General features: G+C 71.6%; 15 protein-coding genes. 3 read left to right on the forward strand and 12 right to left on the reverse strand.

Going from position 1 to position 14643, the window contains the following annotated elements; genetic code table 11:
• Window positions 1–44: 44 nt before the first annotated feature.
• Window positions 45–2570 (reverse strand): ATP-dependent Clp protease ATP-binding subunit, encoded by a 2526-nt coding sequence (locus ACTWJ8_RS18495; RefSeq protein ID WP_356389695.1) that lies wholly within the window; start codon window positions 2568–2570, stop codon window positions 45–47.
• A gap of 430 nt (window positions 2571–3000) precedes the next feature.
• On the opposite strand from ACTWJ8_RS18495, the gene ACTWJ8_RS18500 reads away from it, so the two are divergent.
• Window positions 3001–3618 (forward strand): SCO3374 family protein, encoded by a 618-nt coding sequence (locus tag ACTWJ8_RS18500; RefSeq protein WP_443264561.1) that lies wholly within the window; start codon window positions 3001–3003, stop codon window positions 3616–3618.
• On the opposite strand, the gene ACTWJ8_RS18505 is transcribed toward ACTWJ8_RS18500, so the two are convergent.
• The 10 genes from ACTWJ8_RS18505 to ACTWJ8_RS18550 all read right to left on the reverse strand — a co-directional run bounded on the left by ACTWJ8_RS18505 (window position 3597) and on the right by ACTWJ8_RS18550 (window position 11713).
• Window positions 3597–3932: a histone-like nucleoid-structuring protein Lsr2 gene (locus tag ACTWJ8_RS18505; RefSeq protein ID WP_356389699.1), complete on the reverse strand. Its 336-nt coding sequence runs from the start codon at window positions 3930–3932 to the stop codon at window positions 3597–3599. The genes ACTWJ8_RS18500 and ACTWJ8_RS18505 overlap by 22 nt on opposite strands.
• A 249-nt stretch (window positions 3933–4181) precedes the next feature.
• Entirely contained in the window at window positions 4182–4742 is a 561-nt protein-coding gene (locus tag ACTWJ8_RS18510; RefSeq protein ID WP_356389701.1) for an amino-acid N-acetyltransferase, read from the reverse strand.
• Window positions 4743–4751: 9 nt separating this feature from the next.
• Window positions 4752–5216, reverse strand: a complete 465-nt coding sequence (locus tag ACTWJ8_RS18515; RefSeq protein ID WP_443264563.1) for a BlaI/MecI/CopY family transcriptional regulator — start codon at window positions 5214–5216, stop codon at window positions 4752–4754.
• Window positions 5217–5340: 124 nt separating this feature from the next.
• Window positions 5341–5529: a hypothetical protein gene (locus ACTWJ8_RS18520; RefSeq protein WP_356389705.1), complete on the reverse strand. Its 189-nt coding sequence runs from the start codon at window positions 5527–5529 to the stop codon at window positions 5341–5343.
• Between the two features lie 37 nt (window positions 5530–5566).
• Complete coding sequence (locus ACTWJ8_RS18525; protein ID WP_443264565.1) at window positions 5567–6166, reverse strand: hypothetical protein; 600 nt, start codon at window positions 6164–6166, stop codon at window positions 5567–5569.
• A gap of 76 nt (window positions 6167–6242) precedes the next feature.
• On the reverse strand, window positions 6243–7040 hold the full coding sequence (locus ACTWJ8_RS18530; protein ID WP_356389708.1) for a type III pantothenate kinase: 798 nt from the start codon (window positions 7038–7040) through the stop codon (window positions 6243–6245).
• Window positions 7040–8038: a carboxylating nicotinate-nucleotide diphosphorylase gene (nadC, locus tag ACTWJ8_RS18535; protein WP_443264567.1), complete on the reverse strand. Its 999-nt coding sequence runs from the start codon at window positions 8036–8038 to the stop codon at window positions 7040–7042. The genes ACTWJ8_RS18530 and nadC overlap by 1 nt, the downstream gene beginning before the upstream one ends.
• Entirely contained in the window at window positions 8035–9750 is a 1716-nt protein-coding gene (locus ACTWJ8_RS18540; protein ID WP_356389712.1) for an L-aspartate oxidase, read from the reverse strand. The genes nadC and ACTWJ8_RS18540 overlap by 4 nt, the downstream gene beginning before the upstream one ends.
• Window positions 9747–10706 (reverse strand): pantoate--beta-alanine ligase, encoded by a 960-nt coding sequence (gene panC, locus ACTWJ8_RS18545; protein WP_356389772.1) that lies wholly within the window; start codon window positions 10704–10706, stop codon window positions 9747–9749. The genes ACTWJ8_RS18540 and panC overlap by 4 nt, the downstream gene beginning before the upstream one ends.
• Before the next feature lie 71 nt (window positions 10707–10777).
• The gene (locus ACTWJ8_RS18550) at window positions 10778–11713 is read right to left on the reverse strand and encodes a Rossmann-like and DUF2520 domain-containing protein (protein WP_356389714.1); all 936 of its coding nucleotides are present in this window, start codon (window positions 11711–11713) and stop codon (window positions 10778–10780) included.
• A gap of 134 nt (window positions 11714–11847) precedes the next feature.
• Between ACTWJ8_RS18550 and ACTWJ8_RS18555 the strand changes: the two genes are divergently transcribed.
• Complete coding sequence (locus tag ACTWJ8_RS18555) at window positions 11848–13023, forward strand: threonine aldolase family protein (RefSeq protein ID WP_443264569.1); 1176 nt, start codon at window positions 11848–11850, stop codon at window positions 13021–13023.
• Between the two features lie 82 nt (window positions 13024–13105).
• Here the strand turns inward: ACTWJ8_RS18555 and ACTWJ8_RS18560 are convergent, their stop codons facing one another.
• The gene (locus ACTWJ8_RS18560; protein WP_443264570.1) at window positions 13106–13357 is read right to left on the reverse strand and encodes a hypothetical protein; all 252 of its coding nucleotides are present in this window, start codon (window positions 13355–13357) and stop codon (window positions 13106–13108) included.
• A 175-nt stretch (window positions 13358–13532) separates the two neighbouring features.
• Here ACTWJ8_RS18560 and ACTWJ8_RS18565 point away from each other — a divergent pair, with 175 nt between their 5' ends.
• Window positions 13533–14639: a DUF5937 family protein gene (locus ACTWJ8_RS18565; RefSeq protein WP_356389720.1), complete on the forward strand. Its 1107-nt coding sequence runs from the start codon at window positions 13533–13535 to the stop codon at window positions 14637–14639.
• Window positions 14640–14643: the final 4 nt, after the last annotated feature.

Consider the following 14643-nt stretch of genomic DNA (forward strand, 5'->3'; position numbering starts at 1 on the left):
GAACGGCTCGGGCCCACCCGGATATCAGGCTCGCCCCGGAGGGGTTACGCCTCCTTGCTCAGGTTCGGGCCACCGCCGGCCGCGGCGTCCTCGATCGGCGGGACGTCGGGCAGCGCCGACTTCTCCTCGCCGCGGAAGGTGAAGGTCTTGTTCTCGCCCTCGCCCTCCGTGTCGACGACCACGATGTGGCCCGGCCGCAGCTCGCCGAAGAGGATCTTCTCCGACAGGCTGTCCTCGACCTCGCGCTGGATCGTGCGACGCAGCGGACGCGCGCCGAGCACGGGGTCGTAGCCCTTCTTCGACAGCAGCTCCTTGGCGGACTGCGAGAGCTCGATGCCCATGTCGCGGTCCTTCAGGCGCTCGTCCACCTTCGAGATCATCAGGTCGACGATCTCGAGGATGTCCTGCTGGCTGAGCTGCGGGAAGACGACGACGTCGTCCACACGGTTGAGGAACTCGGGGCGGAAGTGCTGCTTGAGCTCGTCCGACACCTTGTTCTTCATGCGCTCGTAGTTGGACTTCGTGTCGCCCTGGGCCGCGAAGCCGAGGTTGAAGCCCTTCGAGATGTCCCGCGTGCCCAGGTTGGTCGTCATGATGATGACCGTGTTCTTGAAGTCCACGACGCGGCCCTGGGAGTCGGTCAGTCGACCGTCCTCCAGGATCTGCAGCAGCGAGTTGAAGATGTCCGGGTGGGCCTTCTCCACCTCGTCGAAGAGGACGACGGAGAACGGCTTGCGGCGCACCTTCTCGGTCAGCTGACCGCCCTCTTCGTAGCCCACGTAGCCGGGGGGCGAACCGAAGAGTCGCGACACCGTGTGCTTCTCGCTGAACTCCGACATGTCGAGGGAGATCAGCGCCTCCTCGTCACCGAAGAGGAACTCGGCGAGCGCCTTGGACAGCTCGGTCTTACCGACACCGGACGGACCGGCGAAGATGAACGAACCACCCGGACGCTTCGGGTCCTTCAGACCGGCACGCGTACGGCGGATCGCCCGGGAGAGCGCCTTGACGGCGTCCTTCTGGCCGATGACCCGCTTGTGGAGCTCGTCCTCCATGCGCAGCAGACGCGAGGACTCCTCCTCGGTCAGCTTGAAGACCGGAATGCCGGTGGCGGTCGCGAGGACCTCGGCGATCAGCTCGCCGTCGACCTCGGCGACGACGTCCATGTCGCCGGCCTTCCATTCCTTCTCGCGCTTGGCCTTCGCGGCGAGCAGCTGCTTCTCCTTGTCGCGGAGAGAGGCCGCCTTCTCGAAGTCCTGGGAGTCGATGGCCGACTCCTTGTCGCGACGCACGCCCGCGATCTTCTCGTCGAACTCGCGGAGGTCCGGCGGCGCGGTCATCCGGCGGATGCGCATCCGGGAACCGGCCTCGTCGATCAGGTCGATCGCCTTGTCCGGCAGGAAGCGGTCCGAGATGTACCGGTCGGCCAGCGTCGCGGCCTGGACGAGGGCCTCGTCCGTGATCGAGACGCGGTGGTGGGCCTCGTAGCGGTCACGGAGACCCTTGAGGATCTCGATCGTGTGCGGCAGCGACGGCTCCGCGACCTGGATCGGCTGGAAGCGGCGCTCGAGGGCCGCGTCCTTCTCCAGGTGCTTGCGGTACTCGTCGAGCGTCGTCGCACCGATGGTCTGCAGCTCACCGCGGGCCAGCATCGGCTTCAGGATGGAAGCCGCGTCGATGGCGCCCTCGGCGGCACCCGCACCGACCAGCGTGTGCAGCTCGTCGATGAACAGGATGATGTCGCCGCGGGTGCGGATCTCCTTGAGCACCTTCTTGAGGCGCTCCTCGAAGTCACCGCGGTAGCGGGAACCGGCGACCAGCGCGCCCAGGTCGAGGGTGTAGAGGTGCTTGTCCTTGAGGGTCTCGGGCACCTCGCCCTTGACGATGGCCTGCGCGAGGCCCTCGACGACGGCGGTCTTGCCGACGCCGGGCTCACCGATCAGGACCGGGTTGTTCTTGGTCCGGCGCGACAGGACCTGCATGACGCGCTCGATCTCCTTCTCGCGCCCGATGACCGGGTCGAGCTTGGACTCGCGAGCGGCCTGCGTCAGGTTGCGGCCGAACTGGTCGAGCACCAGGGACGTGGAGGGCGTGCCCTCGGCAGGACCGCCGGCGGCGGCGGTCTCCTTGCCCTGGTAACCGGAGAGCAGCTGGATGACCTGCTGCCGCACCCGGTTGAGGTCTGCGCCCAGCTTGACCAGGACCTGGGCGGCGACGCCCTCGCCCTCACGGATCAGGCCGAGCAGGATGTGCTCCGTGCCGATGTAGTTGTGGCCCAGCTGAAGGGCCTCGCGGAGCGACAGCTCCAGGACCTTCTTGGCACGGGGGGTGAAGGGGATGTGGCCGGACGGGGCCTGCTGGCCCTGGCCGATGATCTCCTCCACCTGCTGGCGGACCGCCTCGAGCGAAATCCCGAGGCTCTCCAGGGCCTTAGCGGCGACACCCTCACCCTCGTGGATCAGGCCCAGGAGAATGTGCTCGGTGCCGATGTAGTTGTGGTTGAGCATCCGGGCTTCTTCCTGAGCCAGGACGACAACCCGCCGCGCGCGGTCGGTGAACCTCTCGAACATCGTTAATCGCTCCTCAGAGCGGTCAGGCAGTTAGGGGTCGGTCCCCTCCCTGTCCTTCCGCAGCTTAGTCCCGCAAGCGGGGACCGCTCATTCCATCTGCCGACACCCGTTCTTGGCCTCCTGCCCCGAACGCCGACAACTGCTCCAACCCGATGGTGCGAGACGATGTTCCCGCAGGCCAGGCAGATACCCCCACCATCAGTACGCCGATGGCGAACGCAGACTGCCCGTCCCGCACGTGTCGCCCCTCCCACTAGGGATGTCTTACCCGTACGGACTGACACTCCATGCGGCGCGCGCCGGTTCCCTCCGCTATGGGCGAACATCTTTGCGCCGCCCAATGCGCCAGTGCGCCTCTTTACCGAACACAGTACGCATGCGTCCGGCGACAGCGCGTAACCCGGAAGCGCCCCCGACTGTTGCTCCTGGCATGGTCACCACCTCCGGCACGACCGTCCCCGCTCCCCGTCTCCCGCTGCCCGACACCGGACGCGATCCGGTGCGGCGCTGGTACGAGGACGAGCTCGGCTGGGCGACGGCGCCCGGCCCCCGCGGCGCGCTGCTGCACACCGGGCGGCGCTTCGACGTCCTTGAGGTGCCGGCCGACGCCGGCTTCGCGATGCTGCGCAGACTCGATCCCCGGTCACCGGTGGCCGTGTGCGGGGAAACGATGCACCTGCTGGTCGCGGCGGGCAGCGCGGAGGAACTGCCGGGCCTGCTCGACTGGCTCGAATGGGGCGGTCTGCCCCTGGACCTCGTCGCCGTCGGGGCGGGCGGGCTCATGGCCGCGCCGACGCCTCCCGGCTGGCCCGGCTCGCAGGAGGCCGCTGTCTGGGTGCGGCCCCCCGAGCCCGGCTGCGAGGTGGAACCGGTGCTTCCGGCCCTGACGACGCTGTCGGCCGTCTCGACCTGGTCGGTCGTGGGGGGCGGTGGGGGCGCCCCCGATCTCGTACGCCTCGTGGACACGGCGGCGACCCACTGCCACCGGGCCCGACTGCGTCGCGCATGTGGTGCGGAGCCGACGCGTCAGCCGTTGGCCTTCTCGTAGGCCTCACGGATCGACTGGGGGACGCGGCCGCGGTCGTTGACCTCGTAGCCGTTCTCCTTGGCCCACGCGCGGATCTGCGCGGTGTCCTGGTTGCCACCCGACGACGTGGCGCGCGCCTTGCCCCGGCCGCTCGAGCGGCCACCGGTGCGACGACCGCCCTTGAGGTACGGCTCGAGGAGGCCGCGGAGCTTGTCCGCATTGGCGGTGGTGAGGTCGATCTCGTACGACTTCCCGTCGAGCGCGAACGTCACGGTCTCGTCCGCCTCGCCACCGTCGAGGTCATCGACAAGAAGGACCTGAACCTTCTGTGCCACCGGATTTCCTTTCATCGAAATCTGAAGGGCGGCCCCGCGACCACGGCCGCTGTTTCGCCGTCCCCTTGTTATATGCAGTACTGCAGTACGTCGGAAAGCAAACCGCTTTTGCCCGAAAAACACAAACCCCTGGCTGAGATCGGGGAGAGATCCCGGAGTTGAACACTGCCCACCGGGACCAAAAACATGCGCGATTCGGACATAGGGAACCGTTGCAAGCGCGCATGCCGGAATAGCGTCCGGCGGCGATCACAGATGCAGAAGCATCCGGCTGTTGCCCAAGGTGTTCGGTTTCACTCGTTCGAGACCGAGGAACTCCGCTACACCCTCGTCATAGGAACGCAGCAGCTCGCTGTAGACATCGGTGTCAACCGTATCGACGGGTGTCTCTCCGATCTCCACGAAGCCGTGCTTCGCGAAGAACTCGACTTCGAAGGTGAGGCAGAAAACGCGCCGAACACCGATCCAGCGCGCCGTCTGCAACAGCTTCTCGAGCAGGAGATGCCCCACGCCCGACCCCTTGACCTGGGGGTCCACCGCGAGGGTGCGGACTTCCGCGAGGTCTTCCCACATGACGTGCAGCGCGCCGCAGCCGACCACGGCCGCGTTGTCGTCGCGTTCGGCGACCCAGAACTCCTGGATGTCCTCGTAAAGCGTGACGGTGGCTTTGTCGAGCAGGATCCCCTGGCGGCTGTACGCGTCGAGCAGACGCCGCACCTCGGGGACATCGGCCGTCCTCGCCCTGCGTACGGTCACTGCTTTAGCGGTCGATTCGACGGTCGACCCGACTTCGGGGAGCTCTGCTGCCATGTCCGGACGCTATCGCCCGGCCTCGCCGCCCGCTTCCTCGGGGCCCGACGGCACTTCGGACGACACTTCGGAGGGGACTTCGGCCGGTACTTCGGCGGGGACTTCAGCCGGCAGTTCGGGCGATACGATCCGCATCGCGTCCCGCAGCGCCTCGCGCTGCTCGGCCGACATCATCCCGAAGAACGCGACGAGCGCGGCGGCGGGGTTGTCGCTCTGCCCCCACGCCTCGTTCATCAGCGCGGCCGAGTACGCGGCCCGCGTGGAGACCGCTTCATATCGATAGGCCCGGCCTTCCGCTTCACGGCGCACCCAGCCCTTCTGATGGAGATTGTCCAATACGGTCATGACGGTTGTGTAGGCGATGGACCGTTCCTGTTGGAGGTCCTCCAGGACTTCCCTGACCGTGACCGGGCGGTTCCACTTCCACACCCGCGTCATCACTGCGTCTTCGAGTTCTCCCAAGGGGCGCGGCACGAGAAGCACAATAGTGGGAGAAGTCGGCAATTCGGCGACGGACGTGGCGGCGACCGCCGACCAATGACAAAAGGGGCGCCCGACGGGCGCCCCTCAGTGCTGTTTCTCGCTGGTCGCGGCGGTGTCAGACGCCGGCGTCCGGCTGCGCGCCGCCGCCCTGGCGGGTGGCCTCGGCGCGCGCGATGGCGGCGTCGACGGCCGCGTCCTCCTTGGCCTTCTTGTCGCCGCCCTGCGACTTCACGATGGTCACGATGAGACCGATGAAGAACGCGGCCATCACGACCGGGGGCACGAGCGCGGAGACGTAGTCCATGCCTCCAGAGTAGCCACCCCGCGGCCGTTCCCCGCAGCTACCCCACCGCGAGCCGCCGCGAGGGGGCGGGCGGTTCGGCGGGGCGGCGCTTGGGCGGGAAGACCTCGGCCGGGGTGGGCACCGGGCGGGGCGGGGTGCCGGGAGCCGGGCGCGGCTGCTGGGGGCGGTCGGCGGCGGCGCGGCCGCCGGGGAGCGCGAGCAGGTGCGCGCGGGAGGCCGGCACGCGGGGGCGCCTGCGCGGGTCGTACGCGTCGCGCACGTCCGGGTCCGCCAGGTCGCGGCAGCGGGCCAGGAGGGCCACGGCGGCCGGATTGGCGGGCAGGGCGCGCAGCGCCGCGAGGTCCTCGGCGCCGGGCCTGTGGCCCGCCGCCAGGGCCTCCTTGAGCAGGCCCAGATAGCCGGGTGCGGAGCCGGGCAGGGCGGCCCGGTACCGGTCGAGGTCGGCGGCCAGGAAGGCGCGCAGACGGGCGCCTTCCCGGTTCGCCTCGTCGACCGACTCCGCGAGTCGGAGACAGGCCCGGACGTCCTCGTCCGAGGCGGGGCTGGGGTGGAGGGCGAGGGCGAGGGCGCGTCGGAGCACACGCAGCTCTTCTGCACCGAACGCCATGCCGCCGCGGTTTCCGTAGGGCGTGGGCATGAAATGACGGTACGGCCTAATTCGGACAAATCCGCTTAACCGGCAATTTCCGGGCGTGCCCCGCCCTCCGGTGACCTCAGAGCCGCGAGACGTTCCGCTCGTACACGAGACGCAGGCCGATCAGCGTCAGCCACGGCTCGTGCTCGTCGATCACGGTGGACTCGCCGAGCACCATCGGCGCGAGCCCGCCCGTCGCGATCACGGTCACGTCGTCCGGGTCGTCCGCGAGCTCCTTGGCCATCCGGTTCACGACGCCGTCGACCTGGCCCGCGAAGCCGTAGACGATGCCCGCCTGCATGGCCTCGACGGTGTTCTTGCCGATGACGCTGCGCGGCCTGGCCAGCTCGATCTTGCGGAGCTGGGCGCCGCGCATGCCGAGCGCCTCGACCGAGATCTCGATGCCGGGGGCGATCACGCCGCCCGCGTACTCGCCGCGCGCGGACACCGCGTCGAAGGTCGTGGCGGTGCCGAAGTCCACGACGATCGCGGGGCCGCCGAACATCTCGACGGCCGCGACCGCGTTGATGATCCGGTCGGCGCCGACCTCCTTGGGGTTGTCCATGAGGATCGGCACGCCGGTCTTGATGCCGGGCTCGACGAGGACGGCCGGGACGTCGCCGTAGTAGCGGCGGGTGACCTCGCGCAGCTCGTGCAGGACCGAGGGGACGGTCGAGCAGATGGCGATGCCGTCGATGCCGTCGCCGAGCTCGTCGCCGAGCAGCGGGTGCATGCCCATCAGGCCCTGGAGCAGCACGGCGAGCTCGTCGGCGGTTCTGCGCGCGTCCGTGGAGATGCGCCAGTGCTCGATGATCTCCTCGCCGTCGAACAGGCCGAGGACGGTGTGGGTGTTGCCGACGTCGATGGTGAGCAGCATCAGGCGTCCGCCTCGCGCAGGTCGAGGCCGATGTCGAGGATCGGCGAGGAGTGGGTGAGCGCGCCGACGGCGAGGAAGTCGACGCCGGTCTTCGCGTACGTGGCGGCGTTCTCCAGCGTGAGGCGGCCGGAGGACTCCAGGAGGGCGCGGCCGTCCGTGAGGGCGACGGCCTCCTCGGTCTCGCCCGGCGTGAAGTTGTCCAGGAGGATCAGGTCGGCGCCCGCGTCGAGGACCTCGCGCAGCTGGTGCAGGGTGTCGACCTCGACCTCGATCGGCAGTCCGGGGAAGCGCTCGCGCACGGCCTGGAAGGCCTGGGCGACGCCGCCGGCGGCGACCACGTGGTTGTCCTTGACCAGGGCCGCGTCCGAGAGGGACATGCGGTGGTTGACGCCGCCGCCCATGCGGACCGCGTACTTCTCCAGGGAGCGCAGGCCGGGCGTGGTCTTGCGGGTGTCGCGGACCTTCGCCTTGGTGCCCTCCAGAACGTCCGCCCACGCGCGCGTGGCCGTCGCGATGCCGGAGAGGCGGCACATGATGTTGAGCGCGGTGCGCTCGGCGGTGAGCAGGTCGCGGGTGCGGGTGGTGACGGAGAGCAGCTTCTGGCCCGCCTCGACCCGGTCGCCGTCCTCGGCGTGCCGCTCGACCTCGAACTCGTCCGTGGCCACGACGGAGATGACCGCCTCCGCGACCCGCAGGCCCGCCACGACGCCCGCCTCGCGGGCCGTGAAGTCGGCGGTGGCGACGGCGTCCTCGGGGATCGTGGCGACGGTCGTGACGTCCACGCCGCCGTCCAGGTCCTCGGTGATCGCCATGTGGGCGATGTCCTCGATCTCGACCGGGTGCAGGCCCGCGTCGAGCAGCAGCTGGGCGAGCGACGGGTCGAGGCCGCACTCCATGACGTCGTCGGAATCGCCCTGCGCACAGCCGCAGTTGTCGCCGCAGCCTGCGCTGCCGTCGTCTGCCAGGGGGAGGTCGGGGGTCGCGCTCACGTCGGTCACTGCTCCTGAGGGTTCTCTGCCGTTGCCGGGAAGTCTGCTGTGGGTGTGGTGCGGGTGGCCAGGGTCCGGTCCGGATTCAGGCGTACGACGATGTGGCGGCGCCAGTTGGTGTCGTCGCGCTCCGGGCGGTCCTCGCGCCAGTGGCAGCCGCGGGTCTCCTCGCGGCGGCGGGCGGCGGCGACCAGGACGCGGGCCACGCACAGGAGGTTGGTGGCCTCCCAGGTGTCGACGCCGGGCTCGGCCGTCTTGCCGTTCTCCGTGAGGGCGTTGACCGCGTCGGCGTGGATGCGGCCGAGCTGGGCCGCGGCCTCGGCGAGGGAGTCGGCGGAGCGCAGGACGCCCGCTCCCGCGGTCATCACGCGCTGGATGGCGAAGCGCGCCTCCGGGGGCAGCAGCGGGTGCGTCGGGGTGGTCGGGTGCTCGACCGGCGCGGGCACGCGCGCGTGGAGGGCGTTCTCCGCGTGCAGGCGCGTGATGTCGTCCGCGATGCGCTCCGCGTAGACGAGGCCTTCCAGGAGGGAGTTGGAGGCCAGTCGGTTCGCGCCGTGCACGCCCGTGCAGGCGACCTCTCCGCAGGCGTACAGGCCGGGCACCGTGGTGCGGCCCGCCAGGTCGGTGCGGACGCCTCCGGAGGCGTAGTGCGCGGCGGGCGCAACCGGGATGGGCTCGGTGACGGGGTCGATGCCGTGGGCGCGGCAGGCGGCGAGGATCGTGGGGAACCGGTTCTCCCACATGTCGGCGCCGAAGTGCCGCGCGTCCAGGTACATGTGCTCGGCGCCGAGCTCCTGCATGCGGCGCGTGATGCCCTTGGCGACGATGTCGCGGGGCGCGAGCTCGGCCAGCTCGTGCTGTCCCACCATGAAGCGCACGCCGTCGGCGTCCACCAGGTGGGCGCCCTCGCCGCGCACGGCCTCGGAGACGAGCGGCTGCTGGCCCTCGGCGTCCGCGCCCAGGAACAGGACGGTCGGGTGGAACTGGACGAACTCCAGGTCGCTGACCTCGGCGCCCGCGCGCAGGGCGAGCGCGACGCCGTCGCCGGTGGACACGTGCGGGTTCGTGGTCGCCGAGAAGACCTGGCCCATGCCGCCGGTCGCGAGGACCACGGCGGGCGCGAGGACGGCGCCGACGCCGTCGTGCTGGCCCTCCCCCATGACGTGCAGGGAGACGCCCGCGGTGCGGCCCTCGGCGTCCGTGAGCAGGTCCAGGACCAGCGCGTTCTCCACGGTCTCCACGCCACGCGCGCGTACCGCCTCGACGAGCGCGCGGGAGATCTCGGCGCCGGTCGCGTCGCCGCCCGCGTGCACGATGCGGCGGCGGTGGTGGCCGCCCTCGCGGGTCAGCTGGAGGTCGCCGTCCTCGGCCTCGTCGAAGTGCGCGCCGGTCGCGATGAGGCGGCGCACGGCGCCGGGGCCCTCGGTGACGAGCGTGCGAACGGCCGCCTCGTCGCACAGGCCGACGCCGGCGACCAGGGTGTCGTCCAGGTGCTGCTCGGGGGTGTCGCCCTCGCCGAGCGCCGCGGCGACGCCGCCCTGCGCCCAGCGCGTGGAGCCCTCGTCGAGGCTCGCCTTGGTGACGACGACGGTGCGCAGGCCCGCGGCCTCGCAGCGCAGCGCCGCGGTCAGGCCCGCGACACCGGAGCCGACGACCACGACGTCGGCCCGGACGGACCACCCCGGGGCGGGGGCGTGCAGCCGTATGCCTGTGCTGGTCACGAGCGGCCTCCGAAGGTCAGGGGCAGGTTGTCGATGAGGCGCGTGCTGCCCACACGCGCGGCTACCGCGAGCACGGCCTCGCCCTCGAAGCCGTCGGTCACGTCGGTGAAGTCGCGGGGGTCGACGAGCGCCACGTAGTCGAGCCGCACGGGCGGCTGGAGGCGCTTCGCCTCGTCGAGGACCTGGCGGGCCGCCGCGAGGACCGCCGAGGGGCGGCCCGGTGAGGCCGTGGCGACGGCGTGCGCGTCGGCGGCGGCCCGCGCCTCGCCGATCCTGCCGAGCGCCTTCGCCCGCGCGCGCGGGGTCGGGTTCTCTGCGGCACGCGCGCGAAGCGCCTCCTGCGCGGCGTGCCGGTCGCGGCCCGCGAACAGGGCCTGTGAAAGGGCCAGCGCGGTGCGGCGCTCGGCGGTCGACAGGTAGCGGTTGCGCGAGGAGAGCGCGAGGCCGTCGTCCTCGCGGACCGTCGGTACGGCGACGATCTCCACGTCGAAGTTCAGGTCGCGCACCATGCGGCGCACCAGGGCGAGTTGCTGCGCGTCCTTCTGTCCGAAGAGGGCCACGTCCGCGCGCGTGAGGTGCAGCAGCTTGGCGACGACGGTGAGCATGCCGTCGAAGTGGCCCGGCCGTGAGGCGCCTTCGAGGCGCTCCCCCATGGGGCCGGCCGTGATCCGGACCTCGGGCTGCCCGCCCGGGTAGACCTCGTCGACGGACGGCGCGAACACGGCGTCCGCGCCCGCCTGTTCGGCGATCTTGATGTCGGCGTCCAGGGTGCGCGGGTAGCGGTCGAGGTCCTCGCCCGCGCCGAACTGGAGGGGGTTCACGAAGACCGTCACGACCACTTCGCCGTCGGCACCCGCGCGCGTGCGGGCGGAGCGGATCAGGGTGGCGTGGCCCTCGTGCAGGGCGCCCATCGTCATGACGACGACGCGCCGGCCGGGGCGGGTGCGGGTGCGCATGTCGGCGCCCTTGTGGAGGAGCCGCGTGCGCGACGTCTCCGCGGCGGCGGTCTCTATGGAATCCGTGGCGTTCATCGGGTCTCCTCCGAACCGGTCGCGAGGACGCCCAGCAGGTCCTCGGCGAGCTCCGGCTTCAGCAGGCCGTGCGCGAGCGCGCGGTCGGCGGTCGCCCTGGCCATCGCCAGGTACCCCGCCACGGCCTGCGGGGCGTGCCTGCGCAGCTCCGCGACGTGCGCGGCGACGGTGCCCGCGTCGCCGCGCGCCACCGGGCCCGTGAGGGCCGCGTCACCGGACCGCAGCGCGTTGTCGAGCGCGGCGCCGAGCAGCGGGCCGAGCATCCGGTCGGGGGCGCCGACGCCCGCCTCACGGAGCAGCTCCATGGACTCGGCGACCAGCGTGACCAGGTGGTTCGCCCCCAGCGCGAGGGCCGCGTGGTAGAGCGCGCGGTTCTCCTCGGCGATCCACTCGGGCTCGCCGCCCATCTCGATGACCAGGGCCTCCGCGGCGAGCCGCAGCTCCTCGGGGGCGGTGACGCCGAACGAGCAGCCGGCCAGCCGCTGGACGTCGACGGGCGTACCGGTGAACGTCATCACGGGGTGCAGCGCGAGCGGCAGCCCGCCCGCGCGGAGCACCGGGTCGAGCACCTTGGTGCCGTACCGCCCCGAGGTGTGCACGATCAGCTGGCCGGGCCGTACGGCACCGGTCTCGGCGAAGCCCTCGACGAGGCCGGGCAGCACGTCGTCGGGGACGGTGAGGAGCACCAGGTCGGCGTGGGCGAGGACCTCGGCGGGCGGCACCAGCGGCACGTCGGGCAGCAGGGTCGCGGCGCGGCGCACGGAGGCGTCCGAGACGCCGGAGACGGCCACGGGGCGGTGCCCCGCCAGTTGCAGGGACGCGGCGAGCGCCGGTCCGACACGGCCCGCGCCGACGACGCCCACGGTGAGGCGGGCCGGCCGGTCCTTGGGGTCGGTGGAGTCGTTTCGCGGGTTCGGAGGGGGTGTTGTCACGAGGCGATGGCCTTCCGTTCCAGTCCGCTCGGGGTACCGGACGATTTCTCGTCATGTTAACGCTATCTGTCCGCACGGGTCCCGGCTGTCCACAGGCTGTGGGCAAGCGCACGCGGGTGCGCCATGATCGACGGATGGACGGAACCGCCGAGAACCCTGTCACGCCCGCGCAGGCGCCCGAGAAGACCCAGGCCGAACGGCTGATCACGGCGTTGCGCGGCGCCAAGCGAACGCTGGCCCGCCGGCCCAACGAGGCCACGCTGGGTGAGCGGTGGGAGGCCCTGTCCGCCGCGGCGGCGTCGGTGACCGACCTCTCCGGCGACGTCGACATCTACGGGGACGGCGTCGTGGCCGACCTGGAGACGCGGGTCGCCGTGCTGCTCGGCAAGGAGGCGGCGGCGTTCTTCCCCACCGGCACGATGGCCCAGCAGGTGGCGCTGCGCTGCTGGGCGGGCCGCACCGGGAATCCCACGGTGGCCCTGCACCCGCTGGCGCACCCCGAGGTGCACGAGCGGGAGGCGCTGACCACCGTGGCGGGGCTGCGCACCGTGCATCCCACGCACGCGGCGCGGCAGATCACCGCCGACGACGTGCACGGCATGGACGAGCCGTTCGGGACGCTGATGCTCGAACTGCCGCTCAGGGACGCCGGTTTCGTGCTGCCCGACTGGGAGGAGCTCGAGGAGGTCTGCGAGGCGGCACGCGCGCGGGACGCCGTGATCCACTTCGACGGCGCCCGGCTGTGGGAGGCCACGACGCACTTCGGGCGCCCGCTGGACGAGATCGCCGAGCTCGCGGACAGCGTGTACGTGTCGTTCTACAAGTCGCTCGGCGGCCTCAGCGGAGCGGTGCTCGCGGGCCCGGAGTCGTTCATCGGGGAGGCGCGGGCCTGGCGGCACCGCTACGGGGGCCAGGTCTTCCAGCAGTTCCCGCAGGCGATCGCGGCGCTGGTGGGCCTGGAGCGCGAGCTGCCGCGGCTGCCGGAGTACGTGGCGCACGCGCGCGTGGTCGCCGAGGCGCTCCGGGAGGGTTTCGCCGAGGCCGGGGTCGTCGGTGCACGGGTCTTCCCCGAGGTGCCGCACACGCACCAGTTCCGGGTGTGGCTGCCCTACGAGGCCGACGCGCTCACGGAGGCCGGGCTCGCGCAGGCGGAGGAGGCGGGCACGGCGCTGTTCGGCCGCTGGTGGGCCCAGGGCGCGGTGCCGGGGCTCGCGACCACGGAGGTCACGGTCGCGGAGGGCGGGCTCGAGTGGGGGCCCGACGACGTCCGCGCGGCCGTCGCGGACTTCGTGCGGCGCATCTCTTCGTAGGCGCGCTTTCCGTCGTATTCGTAGGCGCCCTTTCCGTCGCAAGCGCCCTTTCCGCGGGCGACCGGCGAGGTCGCCCGCCGGCTCAGCAACCGGCCGGGTGGCCGCGGTGCCCCGAGAAGCGGCGCCCTGAAAGGCGGCGCCCGGAGAGCCGCCGGGTCAGGGCCGCCCTGATCCGGCCGCGGGCCGGACGGCCCGCGACGACGGCCTTGAACCTGCGGTAGTCGCGCAGCTCCCGGTAGACGGTCATCTCGTGCAGGCCGGGCGCCGGAGGGGCCGGCTCACCGCGCCGGGAGGCGCGGTAGGCGTCGAGTGCGTACTGCTGGGTGATGCTCATGTCGAACACCTCGCTCATCATCGATTGTCCCGCTACGCCCCGTATTCAGCCTGTTTGCTGCCGTACGGGGCCGATGACCACGAGGCTGCGCCCGGCGCCGCCGCCCGGTCACGTGGATTGACGAGAGCCGTCAATCGACGGTCCGGCTGTCAGTGGCGGCGTGCACCATGGGTCCATGAGCGTGAGCATCGACATCGCGGGCCTGGCGCCCGAGCGAATCCATGTGGGTCCGTCACCGCTGGCCGAGCTCGGCATGGCGCTGCACGCCCTGTCGGAGCCCGCGCACCATCCGCGGCTTCGAGGGTGGACGACGAGCGTGTCGGCGTGCCTCGACCCGTGCCTGGCGGACCGGTTGTGCGAGGCGGACTTCCTGTGGCGGTCGACGTTCTCCGACGTGTTCGTGCCGTTCTCCGGGACGACTGGGCGGCGCACCCCGCCGGGTGCCACGCTCGCCGAGGAGCTCGACCTGCTCGACAAGCTGTCCGACGAGCAGTTCGTGGACGCCGCCCTGGAGTTCACCTGCCAGAACACCTACGCGACGCGGGACGCGGACCGGCTCTCCGACCGCCGCAACCGGGAGCGGGCGCTGGAGCTGGCGGCGACCCGTGGCCCCCACCAAGTGCGCTTCACGCAGCGCTTGTTGGACGACCCACCCGCGATCAGGGCCTGGTTCCGCGAGCTGCTCCAGGACTGCGACGAGGCGTTCTTCGCAGACGTCTGGGACCGCGTGCAGCCCCAACTGGCGGCGGACGCACGGCACAAGACGGAGCTGCTGCGGCACAAGGGGATGCGCGAAGCGCTCAAGGAGATGTCCGGCGCGGTCGCGCTCGACGAGCCGGGCGACACCATCGTCGTCGACAAGATCTCCGACGGCCGTACGTCGACGGAGGACGGCGGACTGATCCTGGCGCCGACGAGCCTGGGGTGGCCGCACCTGTTCGTGGTGCACCGGCACGGCTGGCAGCCGGTGATCCTCTACCCGGTCGCCTCGCCCGCCCCCGCCGACCCGCCCTCCGTGGAGCTGCTCACCCGCAGGATGGCGGCGCTGGCCCACCCCGTCCGGATGCGCCTGTGCCGGCACCTGGCGCGCGGCGCGTACACGACGAGCGAGCTGGTGGACGCGCACGGGATGACGGCGCCGGAGATATCCCGGCACCTGTCGGTGCTGAAGAAGGCGGGGCTGATCACGACGCGTCGGCAGGGCCGCTACGTGCAGCACCAGCTGGACCTGAGCGTGGTCTCGCGGCTCGGCGGCGACTTCATCGAGGGGGTGCTGCGCTGACCGC

Origin of the sequence: Streptomyces sp. SDT5-1 (assembly GCF_052245995.1) — a bacterium.
Taxonomy (GTDB): domain Bacteria; phylum Actinomycetota; class Actinomycetes; order Streptomycetales; family Streptomycetaceae; genus Streptomyces.